Source organism: Granulicatella seriolae (genome assembly GCF_024543085.1).
In the GTDB taxonomy this organism is placed as follows: Bacteria; Bacillota; Bacilli; order Lactobacillales; family Aerococcaceae; genus Granulicatella; species Granulicatella seriolae.
The window spans coordinates 213,746-230,243 of sequence record NZ_JANHNZ010000002.1; the positions used below are offsets into that span (position 1 = coordinate 213,746).

General features: G+C 38.5%; 14 protein-coding genes. 4 read left to right on the forward strand and 10 right to left on the reverse strand.

Features of this window, described 5'->3' with window-relative positions:
- Positions 1–13 precede the first annotated feature (13 nt).
- The 4 genes from trmL to NPA36_RS03205 form a co-directional block, all read right to left on the reverse strand.
- On the reverse strand, positions 14–523 hold the full coding sequence (trmL, locus tag NPA36_RS03190) for a tRNA (uridine(34)/cytosine(34)/5-carboxymethylaminomethyluridine(34)-2'-O)-methyltransferase TrmL (protein WP_256944659.1): 510 nt from the start codon (positions 521–523) through the stop codon (positions 14–16).
- 83 nt (positions 524–606) lie between these two features.
- Complete coding sequence (gene queG, locus NPA36_RS03195) at positions 607–1,803, reverse strand: tRNA epoxyqueuosine(34) reductase QueG (RefSeq protein WP_256944660.1); 1,197 nt, start codon at positions 1,801–1,803, stop codon at positions 607–609.
- Positions 1,804–2,147: 344 nt separating this feature from the next.
- Positions 2,148–3,086, reverse strand: a complete 939-nt coding sequence (locus NPA36_RS03200; protein WP_256944808.1) for a glycosyltransferase family 2 protein — start codon at positions 3,084–3,086, stop codon at positions 2,148–2,150.
- Between the two features lie 85 nt (positions 3,087–3,171).
- Entirely contained in the window at positions 3,172–4,254 is a 1,083-nt protein-coding gene (locus NPA36_RS03205; protein ID WP_256944661.1) for a CobW family GTP-binding protein, read from the reverse strand.
- A 150-nt stretch (positions 4,255–4,404) separates the two neighbouring features.
- Between NPA36_RS03205 and NPA36_RS03210 the strand changes: the two genes are divergently transcribed.
- The 3 genes from NPA36_RS03210 (at position 4,405) to NPA36_RS03220 (ending at position 7,897) form a co-directional block, all read left to right on the forward strand.
- Positions 4,405–5,271: a methyltransferase domain-containing protein gene (locus NPA36_RS03210; RefSeq protein WP_256944662.1), complete on the forward strand. Its 867-nt coding sequence runs from the start codon at positions 4,405–4,407 to the stop codon at positions 5,269–5,271.
- A 403-nt stretch (positions 5,272–5,674) separates the two neighbouring features.
- Positions 5,675–7,069 carry a metallophosphoesterase gene (locus NPA36_RS03215; RefSeq protein ID WP_256944663.1) on the forward strand — a complete coding sequence of 465 codons (1,395 nt, stop codon included), beginning with the start codon at positions 5,675–5,677 and terminating at the stop codon, positions 7,067–7,069.
- Between the two features lie 108 nt (positions 7,070–7,177).
- Complete coding sequence (locus NPA36_RS03220; RefSeq protein ID WP_256944664.1) at positions 7,178–7,897, forward strand: YebC/PmpR family DNA-binding transcriptional regulator; 720 nt, start codon at positions 7,178–7,180, stop codon at positions 7,895–7,897.
- 93 nt (positions 7,898–7,990) lie between these two features.
- Here the strand turns inward: NPA36_RS03220 and NPA36_RS03225 are convergent, their stop codons facing one another.
- The 6 genes from NPA36_RS03225 to gnd all read right to left on the reverse strand — a co-directional run bounded on the left by NPA36_RS03225 (position 7,991) and on the right by gnd (position 15,117).
- Positions 7,991–8,689, reverse strand: coding sequence for a CPBP family intramembrane glutamic endopeptidase (locus NPA36_RS03225; protein ID WP_256944665.1), 699 nt, complete (start codon positions 8,687–8,689; stop codon positions 7,991–7,993).
- A gap of 26 nt (positions 8,690–8,715) precedes the next feature.
- Complete coding sequence (locus tag NPA36_RS03230) at positions 8,716–9,483, reverse strand: M15 family metallopeptidase (RefSeq protein WP_256944666.1); 768 nt, start codon at positions 9,481–9,483, stop codon at positions 8,716–8,718.
- Between the two features lie 629 nt (positions 9,484–10,112).
- On the reverse strand, positions 10,113–10,817 hold the full coding sequence (locus NPA36_RS03235; RefSeq protein WP_256944667.1) for a metallophosphoesterase: 705 nt from the start codon (positions 10,815–10,817) through the stop codon (positions 10,113–10,115).
- Positions 10,818–10,853: 36 nt separating this feature from the next.
- Positions 10,854–11,600, reverse strand: coding sequence for an NADPH-dependent oxidoreductase (locus tag NPA36_RS03240; protein ID WP_256944668.1), 747 nt, complete (start codon positions 11,598–11,600; stop codon positions 10,854–10,856).
- Positions 11,601–11,846: 246 nt separating this feature from the next.
- Positions 11,847–13,754, reverse strand: a complete 1,908-nt coding sequence (locus NPA36_RS03245) for a CAP domain-containing protein (protein ID WP_256944669.1) — start codon at positions 13,752–13,754, stop codon at positions 11,847–11,849.
- A 466-nt stretch (positions 13,755–14,220) separates the two neighbouring features.
- Entirely contained in the window at positions 14,221–15,117 is an 897-nt protein-coding gene (gnd, locus tag NPA36_RS03250) for a phosphogluconate dehydrogenase (NAD(+)-dependent, decarboxylating) (protein ID WP_256944670.1), read from the reverse strand.
- A gap of 164 nt (positions 15,118–15,281) precedes the next feature.
- Here gnd and NPA36_RS03255 point away from each other — a divergent pair, with 164 nt between their 5' ends.
- Positions 15,282–16,130: a MurR/RpiR family transcriptional regulator gene (locus NPA36_RS03255; protein WP_256944671.1), complete on the forward strand. Its 849-nt coding sequence runs from the start codon at positions 15,282–15,284 to the stop codon at positions 16,128–16,130.
- The last annotated feature ends 368 nt before the right edge of the window (positions 16,131–16,498 follow it).

Consider the following 16,498-nt stretch of genomic DNA (forward strand, 5'->3'; position numbering starts at 1 on the left):
TTTGCACTTGGACTCATTTTAATTTATCCGCCTGGTAATGATGGGTCATCTCTAACCCTTGAAAACGCTGTTGTCTCAAGGCTTCATAAGCTATAATGGCTACTGTGTTGGACAAATTTAAAGATCTTACATGAGTATCATCCATGGGAAGTCGCAAACATTTTTCTGGGTTCTGCCTCATGAATTCTTCTGGTAGGCCAGTTGTTTCCTTACCAAAGAGAAAGAATTGGTCTTGGGCCTGACTTAAGTCCACTTGATCATAGGTTTGATTGGCGAACTTGGTAATGAGATATAGTGGTCGTTGTCCCACAAAGGTTAGAAAATGCTCTAGTGAATCATGATAATGGATGTCTACATCATTCCAGTAGTCTAAGCCAGCTCTTTTTAGGTGTTTGTCATCAACAGAGAATCCTAATGGGTAGATGAGGTGCAATGGGGAGTTGGTTGCAGCGCAGGTTCGGGCGATGTTTCCGGTATTGGCTGGGATTTGTGGTTCGAATAGGACAATGTGATTTGTGGTCATGTTGGCTCTCTTTCTTTTGGTTATAGTGCTTTTGGCTAAGGGGTTGGTAAAAGTTTTTGATTCCTCTAGTTCCCTTGGTAACTTTAATTGCCTTGCTTTTCTATTAGCTGGTCTAGGGCTTCTTGTAGTTCTGTAACTAGGTCTTGGTCGTCTGGTGTAATTTGTTCGTTTTCAAGAAGTGTTTGTTTTGCTTTTTCTAAGTGTTCTTGAAAAAAAGCAATGACTTGGTCGGGAACTTGTGTCATTATTTGGCTGACTGCCCAAGCTGCTGTTCCTTTGATGACGGGTCTGGGATCTTTATCCATGGTTTCCAATAATAATGGGATAGCGGATTTATCTCTAAAATTGGCTAAAGCGATAATGGCATTGCGTTGCAAAGGTTTCTTTCCTCTCCAAGAGCCCGACATCATGCCAAAGCGTAACTTAAAATCTTTATTGCTGATAGTCACTAGAGGTTGTAGTAAAGGATGGGTTTCTTCTACCGAAGGCTCCATTTCCGGATGTAGATGAAAGTCCTTGCCTTTGTTATAGGGGCAAACTTGTTGGCAAATATCACAGCCGTAAATAACGTGTCCCATGGGGCGCCGAAACTCTTTGGGCATAAAGCCCTTAGTTTGAGTCTGATAGGATAAGCAGCGTTTAGCGTTCATTCTACCGTCTCCTAAGAGAGCATCTGTTGGGCAAAAGTCGATACATCTTGTACAGTCACCACAATCATAGTCTACAGGGCTGTCCAAGGGGAAAGCAATATTTGTGATAAGTTCTCCTAAATAGACATAGGAACCGAATTCCTTGGTAATCAGCAGTCCATTCTTGCCGACAAAGCCAATGTCGGCTCGTTCAGCCACTCGGACATCAATCAGTTCACCGGTGTCTACCATGGGTTTGAAACGCGCTTGTGGATCTCCTACTTCTTCTTGGATAAACTTAGCTAAAGCTTCTAATTTTCTAGTCAAAATAGCATGATAGTCTTCGCCCCAAGAAGCTCTGGCAAAAGCTCCTCGTCTTTGGCCTTTGACTCGCTCAGGCTTCTGCCTTGGCAAGGTAGGATAAGCTAGGGCTAAGGAAATAATCGTTTGCGGATTCTCAAAAATAAGTTCCGGATACAATCGTTCTTCTAAAACAGGATGTTCAAATCCTGATGTGTGTCCTAATTCTTTTGATTTCTTCATTCCCTCTGCTAAGTGTTCAAAGGGTGCTGCGGAAGCAAAGCCAATTTTGTCGATGCCCAACTCTTTACTTTTTTCAATAATTTGTTCTTTTAGAGCTGTTACGTTCATAGGCAATCCTCCTTTTGACTTCCTATTTCTATTATAGGCGTTTTCATGAAAAATATTAAGTAATATGGTAAAAGAATTTTTACAACATAGATATGAACAAAAAGTCCTTAAAGAATTATATCTATTTCTAAATCACAAAAGAGTTTTGCGGAAATCTTATCAGAAATAACGGTGGCACCGCCGTGAGCCTTGGTCTCACGGCTTAGCTGTCTACGTGGATGTAATCGGCTGAAGCCGAAACATCCACTGTGCGTCAGCTATGCTTTACACCGTTATTTCTGATAAGATTTCCGCAAAACTCTTTTATTTTGTAATAATCTGAACTATTTGCCCGCCATAAATGCCTATAAATTCAAGTCTTTGTCTCTTTCTTTGGTAATGTAAATGGGTCTCTTTTTGGTCTCCATGAATATTTTTCCGATGTATTTTCCTAATATGCCTAAACTTAAAAGTTGAATACCACCGATGAATAAAATGATGGAAATGCTTGAGGGCCAACCACTGGTAGGGTCACCAAAAATTAAGGTTCGCACAACAATGAAAACCAAGGCGATACTAGCAAAGACACAGGAGATAGCACCAACAAACGATGCCAAATTTAAGGGTGCATCAGAAAAGTTAACAATGCCGTCAATGGAGTAATTAAATAGTTTCCAAAAGCTCCAACTGGTTTCGCCTGCAATCCGCTGACGGTTTTCGTAAGAAATATATTCTGTGTTAAAACCCACCCAAGCAAAAATCCCCTTCGAAAAGCGGTTATTTTCACTCACTTGGATAATGGCGTCAACCATTTGCCGGCGCATCAAACGAAAATCTCTGGCGCCATCAACAATTTCTGTGTCACTGATGCGATTGATGAGAGAGTAAAAGCGTTTGGCAAAAAAACTGCGAACGATGGGTTCCCCTGTACGGGTGTGGCGTTTTGTGCCGATGCAATCTAGGTCTGGGTTCTCTTGTAGGCGTTCCATCATCTGTGGTAACAGCTCCGGTGGGTCTTGTAAATCGGCATCCATAACCGTTACAAAGTCTCCTCTGCTGGCTTCTAGTCCAGCGTAAAGAGCCGCTTCTTTACCAAAATTTCTTGAGAAGGAAATGTAATGGACAGCCGGATCCTCTTGGTGCAAAGCTCGTAATTTGTCCATGGTCTTGTCGTTTGAACCATCATCCACAAATATATATTCAATTTCCATTTGCAGTAAGGCTTTGATGTCCTCTACTGCACGGTAAAACAAATCTACTGTCTCCTCTTCGTTATAACAAGGCACGACGATTGATAGCATAATGTTCTCCTTTTCAAGTACTTGTTTCTATTGTACTCTATCTGTCGGTCTTTATGAATAGGAAATTAGTCAGAATAAATACTTAAGTCTAGCCCTGACTAATACAAGCAGCAAAGCTTTCACGCAAGGTCTCTTCCGGTAGATTTTTTCCGATAAAAACCAAGGTAGACTTGCGCTCACTATCCTTCCAATCCCTACCTCTTGAAATATCAAAGCTCATCTGAACTCCTTGGAAAATCAATTGATAGTCCACATTTTGTACATTAAGAATCCCTTTGTAGCGGTAGAGTTCTGGGCCATAGATATAAATGAGTTCATTCAACCAGACGTTGATGTCCTCTAGTTTTAAAGCTTGGTCACTTTCGATGACAAATGAGTTAATGCCACTATGGTGACTATGATGGTGGTGGTCGTGATCGTGCTCATGGTGATGGTGATGCTCCTTATTATGGTGGTCATGGTTGCAGTTTTCCCCATCATGATGGTGTCCACAATGTTGGCACCCCTCTTCTTCTCTTGATGCTTCTTCCATTTGAAGAATTTTTTCTTCACTAGCATAAAAGAGTTGTAGGTCAAAAATATCCTTTAAGGTAACCGGTTTTGCATCCATATCCTGAATAGCTGCGAACGGGTTAATAGAACGAACTTCTTGAACGACTTTATGATAGACAGGTTCCTCTACTAAAGAATGCTTACTAATTAGAATCTTGTCCGCAAAGCCGACTTGCTTGGCCACCTCAACTTGGTGTCTCGCTTGGTAAAGAAAATTCTTTGCATCAACAATGGTCACCACTGCATCCACAATAAAGTTATCATTTAAAAATGGTAGGTTAATAAAAGTTTGTGCTAGAGGAGCTGGATCGGCTAGCCCAGTAGTTTCAATGAGGACACGGTCAACTCGAATGCCGTTTTGCTCTCTGACCATTAAAATAGATTTTAGCATATCGGCAATATCTGTTCTCAGGGTGCAGCATAGGCAGCCATTGTCCATTTGATAGATTTCTTCTTCAACATCTAAAACAAACTGATGGTCTACCCCCATTTCACCAAATTCATTGATGATGACAGCAATCTGTTCACCGTGTTCTTCCTTTAGAATTCTATTGATTAAGGTCGTTTTTCCAGCTCCTAAAAAGCCGCTAACGATTGTTACAGGTATTTTTTGTGACATTGGGCAGTCTCCTTTTCGTGAATCGTAATCAATTCGATTTGAACTATTCTTCAATTGTATGCTTGCTAAGGAAAAATGTCAAACAGACAAGTCAAGCCGTCTATGATAGAATAAACGGTGAAGATGAAATGGTCAATAAAGGAGCCTCCCATGCTAAAAAAAATTGATGCTAGCAAACTGTTTTTGGATGAACACCTACATTTATTACAATGCCCCTACTGTCAGAGCCCTTTTATTAACATGGAGGGCTATAGTTTAGTGTGTGCCAAGGGACATCACTTTGACCTTTCTAAAAAAGGTACCTTGCATCTGATGAAACAAGCTGCCAATACGGATTATAATCGAGACCTCTTTACCCATCGCTATCTCTTAGCTCAAAGTGGCTTTTTCACACCTTTATTGGCTTCCTTAGAGCCCTACTTTTCTCACCTAGCATCAGATGGTTTAATAGTAGACATTGGTTGTGGTGAAGGGTCGCAATTGGCTTGGTTGCAAGAAAAATTTGCCCTTTCTTCTACAGTTGGCATGGATATTGCCAAGGAAGGCATTGCTCTAGCCAGCAATCATTTTGCCAATTCTGCTTTTTGGTGTCTTGCGGATTTAGCCCAACTGCCTTTTGCCAATCAATCCTGTTCTCTTCTATTAAATGTTCTAACGCCCTCCCACTATCAAGAATTCAAGCGTGTTCTCAAAGAGGGTGGAGTATTCATCAAGGTAGTTCCCGGCAGCAACTATTTGAATGAACTAAGACAGATACTCTATCGTAGTCAGCCTGAAAAACAAACCTATAATAACCAAGATATCATCAATCGCTTTTTCCAAGAATGCCCTGGTGCAAGCCAATCCTCCATCACCTATCAGGTTGACTTGACGCCAGATATTTATGGACACCTGTTACACATGACTCCTTTATTTTGGGGTGCTAGTTCAGAAGACAAGGCCTATAGTCTACAAAATCCTTTGACTTCGATTACAGTTGACTATACTATTTTGGTTTATAAGCACATTTTAGATTAGAATTCTCTCATTTTTACTATTTCTTAAGATTTTTACTTGATTTTTTTGTGAAATCGACTTATTATACGATTATCGCTTTTCTAGTTAGGGAATATGTTTTCTTAACTCGACAGCGATCTCTAGCCTAACGTTACCTTTCGCAGTGCTTGACACCGAAGGATAGCGTTTTTTTTATGCTATTTTTTCTGAGTTTTGTTATACTGATTAGACTAGTATGGAAATTGGACGATAAATTCTTTCTAAACAATATATTTGAGTCACTAGCTTATCAGTCGGAAATCAGAACGGTGGCACCGCCGTAAGCCAAGATCTTCCGGCTGATTAGCTAGTGACTCAAATACATGTGACAAAAAACTTTCCCTTACCCTTTAGAATAATTGAGAAAAAAGAAAGTAGGATATGTATGAAACAGTTGGGCTTACAACATAAGATAGCACTCATTCTAGGCTTTCTCCTCTCTTTTGGATTAGCCTTTCTATTATATAATCATTTATCAGCAACCGATAATCAAACAGTCTCTTCACAAAGTCAAACAAAGCTCCCTGCCATTGAAGCCGATGATAAGATATGGGTGATTACAGACCCACACTACTTATCTCCCAGCTTGCATGACGAACAAGAAGCTTTTTTACGTATGCAGTATAGTGCTGCTGGAAAAGACTTGCGTTATGGTGCCCAACGTATGGAAGCCCTAATTGCTCAAGTTGACCAAGAAAAGCCCGCCTTACTCATCGTAAGTGGTGACTTAACCTTTAATGGTGAAAAACAAAGTATGGAAGATTTAGCTGGGTATTTTCAACAAATTGAAGCTCTAGGTACGCAAGTTTTAGTTATTCCTGGCAATCATGATATTTCAAGTGGTTGGGCAAGGTCTTTTAAAGAAGACAAGTCCAGTCGTGTGGAACAAGTATTGCCTAAGGACTTTTCTACTATGTTTGCTGCAAATGGTTATCAAGATGCTCTTGCAAAAGACCCTAATTCCTTGTCCTATCTGGCAGCACCATTTGATGACTTGTGGTTTTTGATGATTGACAGCAATATTTATTCGGAAACGGAAGGCAGTGGTGCTCCTAAGACCAATGGCTTCCTAAAAAAAGAAACCTTGGCATGGATTGATCAACAATTAACTGAAGCAAGTAACCAAGGTAAGCGAGTCATTCCTATCGTTCATCACAATATATTGGAACACCACGCTGGTATCACCAAAGGATTCGTCATTGACAATGCTGCTGATTTACGTGGGATTTTGAAAAATTATTCCATCCCACTAGCTTTTTCGGGACATATCCATACACAACATATTGCTCAAGAAAACTTAGCCCCCGAGAAAAGCTTAACCGAAATTGTAACTGGTGCTTTTTCTGTTTTCCCAAGCGCTATCAGTCAATTTCAGATACAAGGTCGTCAAATAAATTACCAACAAATTCCTTTAAAAATGGAATCTTGGGCAAGTCAGACTGACCAAACCGATCCTGACTTATTAGCCTACTCCGATTATATGAAGGCTGTTTTCCAAAAAGATAGCGAGATTATGGCACATACCAGTCTCCACGATGAAAATCGCTACGATGGGAACTTTGCTGACCAAGTAGGTAAATTCATGGGACCAATCAATCTTTCATATTTTTCGGGTCACCCCTTAACCCAAGAATGGATACAAAGTGATATCTTAGAAAACCCAGCTTACCAAACCTTGGTCAAGGATTATCCAGATAGTTTTCTTTTGCGCTACACCAATCGGATTTTAGAATCTAATGGTCAAAACCATCTAACAAGGCAAATTGAGTGGGATCAGTAATTTCCTAGTGATTTTCCCTTAACAAAGGCACTGAAAATCTGTATAATAAGCTTGTTGTGAGAGAAATTTTGTAACACATAACCATCAAATATGAAAGTGAGTGAGAAAATGGGACGCAAATGGGCAAATATTAAAGAAAAGAAGGCAAAGTTAGACTCTTCTAATAGTAAAGTTTATGCAAAATTTGGAATCGAAGTTTATGCGGCAGCAAAGCAAGGTGGACCTGATCCTCACGCTAACCAAAAACTAAAATTCGTTATCGACCGTGCTAAAACCTACAACGTACCAAAGCATATCATTGACCGCGCCATCGAAAAAGCTAAAGGTAGTGGCGATGAAGTTTTCCAAGAATTACGTTACGAAGGTTTTGGACCAAACGGCTCTATGGTCATTGTGGACGCCTTAACCAATAATGTAAACCGTACAGCTGGTGACGTTCGTGCAGCTTACAGTAAAAACGGCGGCAATATGGGAGTTACTGGTTCTGTAGCCTACCTATTCGACAATACTGCCATCTTCGGTATTCCTGATAAAGATGCTGACCAATTGCTTGAAGAACTGATGGAAGCTGAAGTCGATGTGCGTGATGTTATTCAAGAAGATGATCAAGCTATCGTTTATGCTGAACCAAGTGATTTCCAAGCTGTTCGTACTGCCTTAGAAGCGATGGGCATTGAAGACTTTTCCGTTGCAGAAATCGAAATGATTCCTCAATCAGAAGTGACTCTAGAAGGTGACGATTTACGCTTGTTTGAAAGAATGATTGATGCTCTGGAAGAAAATGAAGATGTGCAAAAAGTCTACCATAATGTGGCTTTGGAAGATTAAGAATAACACTTTAATGAATTAAAAAAAGGTAATTTTCATTCACAACAATACTGTGAATGAAAATTACCTTTTTCTATAGATAGAGCCTATTTATTATAAAACCAAAAACATAACCCCAAACGCAATAAGATTAGAAACAGCGTGCATGGCTATGGCTGCCACTACATTGTTGTTGAAATAACGATAAACCGCAATAATTGGCACTGTGATAGCCACATACATAGTAGCAGATGGAATATCAGTACCCGTATGAGCAAAAATAAATAGAAGGGCTGATATTAGCGTCAGAAGATGGACATTAAATCTATGGGATAGGTTCCCAATAATAGCTTGTCGAAAGACTAGTTCCTCCACAATTGGTGCTGTAATAACGACTAATAAGAACATAATCCATGGATTAGCTACCTTAAACATAGCCTCCAAAGTCGCTTGGTTATCAGATTGAACAATAGGAAAAATCTTCATCAAAACGATTGAAAGAATAATTCTTAAGACGAATCCAGATACCAAAGCAATCGATAAATCTAAAACCTTTAATTTCTTCGCTTCTGCCATCAAAAATGATCTAAAATAAATTAAGGCATAAATTAAGGTAATTGAATGAGAAAAAGCTGTAACGTTGCTTAATAAAATGGGATTTTCTTGCCCATTACCGCCGTTCATTAAATGATATAAAATCGTGGGAGTAACTAGTAAATTGAATAAATAGATAAGTACAAAAACAAGCATTTTTGGTTTCTTAGTTTCTTGAGGTTCCTTCACCTGCGTCTTGGTCACTTGAGTTTCTTCCATATATGTCTCCTTCTTCTTGCAATTTTTTAGTTGTTGGCATAATCTCCACCAGTAACTCCGTAATATTCTTCTAAGGTTAAGCCTGAATTATAAATAGCCTTTGCATCTTCACCAACATAGCGTAAATGCCATGCTTCATAGGCATAACCAGTAATGTTTTCTTTTCCGGGAAGATAGCGTAAAACAAAGCCATAATCTGCTGCGTGAGCGTGAATCCATTTGACCGCTTCCTCATCTGCTGGGTCTGTCTCTCCTAAGAGTTGTCCGTGACCATTAATCAGATCGAATGCCAGCCCAGTTTGGTGCTCACTATAACCTGGTCTAGCAGAATAACGGTCTGCCTCTGCTACACCACCACTAGTAACGTAACCTTGATACAGTTGTTCCTGATACTCATAGGTACGAAAACCACTATAGGAGTCACTAATAGAAAAACCCTGTGCTTGCATATCTTGAATAACTTGACGGATTTGACTAGCCGCAGTTGGGTCTTCACCAGGCGTATAATCCTTAGGTAGAAAGTGTTTCTTATTGGCAATTATCTTATAGCCTGCTGTCAAATCAGCTGGACTTTCTGGCCCACTGGTTAATTCTTCAACCGTTTTGACACTAGGCTTACTATCCTGATTACCAGTCTCCCCGCTTTGACTGGACGTTTCCACACTTGAAACAGTTGCACTACTAGATTCAACTTGGCTAGACTGACTTTGGCTTTCTTTATTCTTATCATTCCCACAAGCAATCAGTAGCAAGCTGGCACATACTATTAGGCTTATAGTTTTCAATTTTTTCATGAGTTAGTCCTTCTTTCAATGAATTTTTGAGAGCCTACTATAAAACATACAGAAATTACCCCTCAAATTCAAGTAAATACCCATAAAAACATTCTTTTCTTAACATTTTGAATCTCCAGCCCTGTTTTAAAAATCAATCCAATAAATGAGAACAAAAACCAGTATGTTATTTTAACTGAACAAAAGAGACTTCAGATGGTTATCAGAAATGATATTGTATGAGCACTGTATGGGGCTGGCAAAAAGTCCAAATGGCAACAAAATAAAATAGTTCCTCAGAAAACTATCCGTACAGAACGGTGTAAAGCATAGCTGATGCGCAGTGGATGTTGGGACTGGGCAAAAAGTCCGTATTGTAAGACAAAACAAAAGAGTTTCCTAGAACTGTAACAGAAATAACGGTGTATGAGCATAGCTGGCGCACAGTAGCTGTGTCGACTTTAGTCGATTACAGATACGTAGACAGCTAAGTCGTGAGACCTTGGCTCACGGCGGTGCCACCGTTTTTATTTCTGATACAGTTCTAGGAAACTCTTTTGTGATTTAGAAATAAATTTTATTGATACAGACTTTTTACCCAGTCGCAACCATCTGAAGTCTCTTTTGTGGTTTAGATAAAAACTTTATCTTTAAGCCTGATAATCTACTTCAATACCCTTATCAGATAAAACCACACCATGAAGTACACCACCAAAAACAGCTCCTCCATCAATACCGATTTTCTGGTCTGAAACCCAAATATGATTCGCCCCTTTATTATCAGGCAGATACTGAATCGGTGTGTGCCCGAAAACAATTGCCTTACCACTAGTATTTTTGGCATCATGGAAAGCTTCACGAATCCAAATAAATTCATCTGGATCTGACTTTCGCCAATCATCTAAATCCAAATTCACTCCAGCATGGACAAAAATATAGTCTTCCGTTTCTACATAACGGGGTCTCTCTTTCAGAAATTCAATCAGGTCTCCATAATGAGTTTTAATATAGTCAGCAGCAGCCTCTACCTCAACTGGACTAGTTAGATTAGCATCAAGTAACGAGTTAATCGTTGCCTCACCGCCATTTCTCCGGTAGAGGTCAAACATATCGTTTGGGTGTTCTAACCATCTCAAAAAAAGCTCTTCGTGGTTTCCTAAAACATAGATTCCTTGATATTCCTCAACCAAAGCTTTGGCTAACAGGAAACTGTCTTTTGACTTTGGTCCCCTATCCGCTAGGTCTCCAACAAAAACTAGTCGTTCTTGATCTTTCTTCCAATGCTTCAGTATTTCTTTTAACCTTTCAAACTCCCCATGAACATCTCCTACAACAAAATATTTTTGATTGGACATGGTTTTCCCTCCTTTAAACAGTAACATTTAGTATTTCTATTGGTCTAAGAATCCTTGTTGGTGTAGTGCTTTAAGTATCTTTAGTCTTCCTGGATGTTGATTAGACATCCGACCGGCAATTTGTTTGGTGAAGGCATCCACATGTTTTCTAGTATCTCTCAAGTCATAGTAGGTTTGGATATCTTTATCGTATTGGCTTAATTGTTGAGCTGGCTCCTTTAAATCTTGGTAGCCATTTTCCATATGAATTATTTCTTGCGGCAGACGTGGTTTTACCTGTGGTTCTTGGTTTGGCCAGCCGACTACTAAACCTACAGCAGGAAATGTATATTTGGGTAGTTGAAGGAGATCAATGACCTTTTCTTCATCGTTCCACAGACTCCCCAGAAAAACAGCCCCCATCCCCATACTTTCAGCAGCCACTAACACATTTTGAGCTGCAATCATAGCATCAGCAAATGCTGCTAAAAATCGCTCTGTGGAGCCTCGTAGTGTCGCATCTATTCCTTGCTCTTGAGCTATCAAAAAATTACGTCTTTGGTCAGCTACAAAAACAAATAAATGCCCATTCTCTGCGATATAAGGCTGTTGCCCAATCTTTGCCAATTCTTCTTTTAGCGCTTGATTGGTGATACTAATGATGGAATAAGCTTGCATAAAATTACTGGTTGGGGCTTGTCTAGCAACATCGATTAAGGTTGAAATTTCGTCCTTAGTTAAGGACTCTGCTTTGAAGGAACGAATTGTTTTATGATTCAATTGCTGCTGGATGACATCGTTCATGGTTTTACCTCCTTGTATATTTTCATGCCCTAGACTGTTTTTGATATTCATACTCTTTATTTTACGAAAAACAGTTACATATTACTAGGATCTTACACTTTAGACCACAAAAAAACTCTAGCTTGCGCTAGAGAAAAAAGGATAGAATATTCACTTGGGAGGGTAAATAATTCTTAATTGGGATTGATTAAAGTATACCCCCCACATTTGAAGAAAATATGAATAGTCTATGTTCTTTTTATACAATTATCCAGCATCTAATATTTGTACGCAAATAACTTGGTTGTAGTAATACTGACTTGTGCTCATTTTGCTAAATTGCACTTGAACTGCATGATATTTATAGTTTGGACTCATCATATTGGCATAATGTCCAGGACTATTAGCTAATTGTTGATAGAATAATTCAGCCAGATATTTCTCACTAGTTGCCTGGTATGGATTCCCTAGATAGTTATTTTGTGCCAAATTTTCACCAAGACGATATTGAGGATTAGGAACCTGCGAAAATGCTGTCCGATATGAACTTCCATCTGGACGCAAGTGGCCCTTTCCATTAACTGTAATAGAACGAATATTAGCTAGTTCTTGTGCACGTACTTTAGTCCCAACTATTAAATGTTCACCATAACTTAAACTTTTAAGCCCCTTTTTAGCTCTTTCTGCATTCACCAAGGTTAAAAATTCTCGATTTAAAAGATTCACATCAATTGTCTGGTTTAGATAGTTAACTGTCGTATCATTCAAGCCTACTGGAATAGAAAGGTTATAAGTTCCTTTTGCCAAATAAACATGATTGGTAAGGTTTGCTTGTTTGGCTTTTTGATACTGACTTGCTGGGCTCTCAGAATTTGCTACTTTAAAGTCAACATTCGCTTTGATAGTTAAACCAGCTACCTTGTCACCAAAAACAAGTGCTTCAGCTTCTAGTCCTTGATGTGCTGCTGTAGAAGGATTCGTATTAATATTATAATTAACTACAGATGATTGTACTTTGGCAGCCTGAGTATTTGAATGAGTTGACACTTCTGTAACTGGCTTGCTAATCGTTGTTGAACCAACTTGTTTAAAAGCAGGCTTAGATTGATCAATTGAAGTACCTTTTTTTACTAATTTTATCTGGATTGCTTCTAAACGATAGCCATACCCTGCACTACCTGCCGATTGACCATTTTTCGCCCAACCTAACCATCCAAAATTTTGGGCATGAACTCGATACATAACATCATATTGATTTGCCAAGCTTCCAGTCAATTTAATTTCAATTGCTTCCAATCGTTTCGCTTGATTATGGGTTCCGCTAAGTTCATTGTTATTTTTCCAATCTTGCCAACCAATATTTTGAATATGGGTACGATACTGGACGTTTCCTGTTGCTTGACTAAGGCCAATTTTGATGCCTTCTAAGCGCAGAGCCTTACCCGAAGTTCCAGATGTAGCTCCATTAACAACTGCTTGTTGCCATCCGATGTTTTGGATATGTGTTGAATAATTAATGATTGGATTAACATTCGTTACTGGTGGTTTCACAGTAACACTTGGTTCTTTAAATGCTACTTGTGTACTTGATGGAAGCGAGGTTCCTTTTGGCACTAACTTTATCTCCAAACCTTCTAATCGATAACCATAACTTGCTGTCCCAGAAGATTGACCATTTCTTGCCCAACCAAGCCAACCAAAATTTTGGGCATGAACTCGGTAAATAACATCAAACTCCTTTGCCAAATCCCCTGTCAAACGGAGTTCTATTGCTTCCAAACGAAGAGCTTGTCCACTGGTACCACTTAATTCATTAGAATTTTTCCAATTTTGCCAACCGATGTTTTGGATATGAGTGCGGTATTGAATGCCGCCTGAAATTCCTTGAAGTGCTAAATTAACTTTTACCCCTTCCAATCTCAAGGCACGCCCTGTAGTACCTGCTAAACTTCCATTCGATACATATGACTGCCAACCAATGTTTTGAACATGAGTTGAGTAAGACACATTCGCCTTTATTGGCTCGTTTACTTCAGTAAAGGTAATTGGTTCGTAACTTTGAACAGAAGGTTCAGCTTGTTGTAACACTGTTTTACTTTCAAAAGCTTGTGTATGTTGAAAAGAAATTGCACTTAAACAAGCCAATGATATCCCTAAAATCATTCCTTTTTTCATTTTTATACCTCTCATCCCTTTTCGATATTTTCCCATGTATATCTATTAAACTACTCTATTTATCTACAATCAAACGAACTTTTTTTGAACAAAATTTATACTTTCTATACTTTTATGTATAAAATATATCTGAATATTGTGCGATTGTTAAAAGTGTAAAGAAATACTAACTAAATCGAGTATAAGATAGCCATTATTCAACTCAATTCATATAAGTAAGCCGTTTCTGCTGATAATATGTTTTTTTTATTAATTTTTGGGCTGGGCAAAAAGTCCAGACTACTATACAAAACTCTTTTGTAATTTAAATAAAAATTAGTCATGATGTACTTTTTGCCCATCCCTTATGTGATTCTTGATGCTAGAAATTTTAATACCCAAATTTTAATTCTAAAACAAGCGCTTAATATCAATATTTTCTAAAATATGATTTTAAGCGCTTGTCCTAATTAATTACTATATTGTCTTACTTTTGAACAATATCATGACCACCAAAACCGTTTCTTAAGGCCGAGACCACCTTCAAGGAAAAGTTATCTTCTTCCTGGGACAAGTTTCTCATAAACAAACTTAAGGCAATGGTTGGAACAGGTATATTTAATTCCAGGGCTGCTTCGACTGTCCATTTTGCTTCACCAGAGGAAGCCACAACACCCTTATACGTTTCTAAATGAGGTTCTTTGGAGAATTGCTCTTCCGCGATCTCCATCAACCAACCACGAATAACAGAGCCATGATTCCAAACACGTGCCACTTTTTCAAGGTCAAAATTAAATCCACTTTCTTCAACTAGTTGGAAGCCTTCACCGATTGCTTGCATCATGCCATACTCAATCCCGTTATGGACCATCTTAAGAAAATGCCCGCTACCTGAAGGACCAGCATAGAGATAACCATCCTCTACAGCAATATCCTTGAATAAGTTTTCTACCGAATCAAAGACCTCCTTATCGCCTCCAATCATTAAACATGCATCGTTACGAGCACCTGATATACCACCAGACGTACCACAGTCCAGATACGCAATGTCTTTCTCTTTAAATGCCTTTGCTCTACGAATAGAGTCTTTGTAATTTGAATTTCCTCCTTCAATGACAATATCGCCAGGATTTAGTAACACTAGAAGTTCCTGCAACGTACTCTCTGTCAATTCCCCTGCTGGCAACATTGACCAGACAATTCTTTTGCTACTATACGATTGAATAAACTCAGGTAAGGATGTAAAGGCTGGTATTCCATGCAATTCAGCTTCAGCTAATGCTTTGGTAGAAATATCCATCCCTCGAATGTTGTATTGATGGTCCTTTAGGTTTAAAGCTAAATTCATTCCCATCTTTCCTAATCCGATAATCCCAATTTCCATGTTAACGCCTCCATTTCTTTACACTTTTATTATACAGAAAAATATTTTTTTGTAAAGATAAAAAATAAAAATATTTTTTCCTTGCTTTTTTTGCTAAGGAAATGTATCTTTGTGTTAAATATGCTGAGAAAAGAGTATACTCAATAGAAAAGGAGGGAAACATCATGACAGTTTCTATTCGACTTAAGATTAAAACTCTATACAATGATTTAAGCCCAAAAGAACAGGCAATTGCTGATTTTATATTGGAAAACCCAAATAAAGTAAGCCATAGCTCTATCAGTGACCTATCCAATGAACTGGGCATGGCAGATTCTACTTTTTTCCAATTTACAAAAAAACTAGGCTATAACGGCTTTAAAGATTTCAAAATGGCTATGCTAATTCAGCAGAATGATTTGGCAGCCATTTCCATTCATGAAAATATTTTACAAGACGATACAGAGCTGACTATGGCAAAAAAAGTATTTGAATCTAATTTATCCACTCTTCGTGATACCAGAAAACTATTACGACAAAAGGATTTAAAAAAAGCTGCTACTATGATAAACCAATCTCGTCATCTCTACTTCTTTGGTGTTGGCGGTTCTGAGATTGTAGCAGCCGATGCCTACCATAAATTTCTACGCTCACCTATTACTGTCTTTCATAGTGCAGACTACCATATTCAACTAATGGAAGCTGCCCTCCTCACTGAGAATGATTGTGTCGTTTTGATTTCCCATTCAGGTCGTTCGAAAGAAACGATACGAATTGCCGAAACCGCTAGAAAAGTTGGCGCCAAATCCATTGTCATTACTAGCCAAACAAACTCTCCTTTAGCTAAATTGGGAGACGTGGTATTTATCTCCATTTCTGAGGAAATAGAGTTCCGTTCAGAAGCGCTGGCATCTAGAATTGCCCAGCTAAGTATCATGGATTCCCTCTTCGTCATTGTGATGTTCTATAACAAAGAACAAGCAAGAGAGTCCATTGCTAAAGTTAGGAGTACGATTTCTGAGATTAAAGAGTAAAGAGATACCTTTTATTTAGCATAGATAGAAATATTATTACTTCAATTAAGCACTTTGCAATTACCCAATATATTAGAGTAGGGAATTTGGAATTTGTTAACTTAGATAGAAAAAAACATCCCAAACTTTTTTTCAAGTTATTAATTAGGCTTGATAAAAGATTCGTTTCAAACCATCTATTTCTAAATCACAAGTGAGTTTCCACGAATTCAATTTCTTCGAACATAAAATACGGTCTTAAAGAATGAACAAATACACGGTCTGAATTATAGTAAAACACCTTTTGGTTGGTGTTATAACCCTGAATGTCAACTTCAAGATTATAAAGATAAAAAAGATAAATTGGAGGAATTTATTTTCATGGCAAA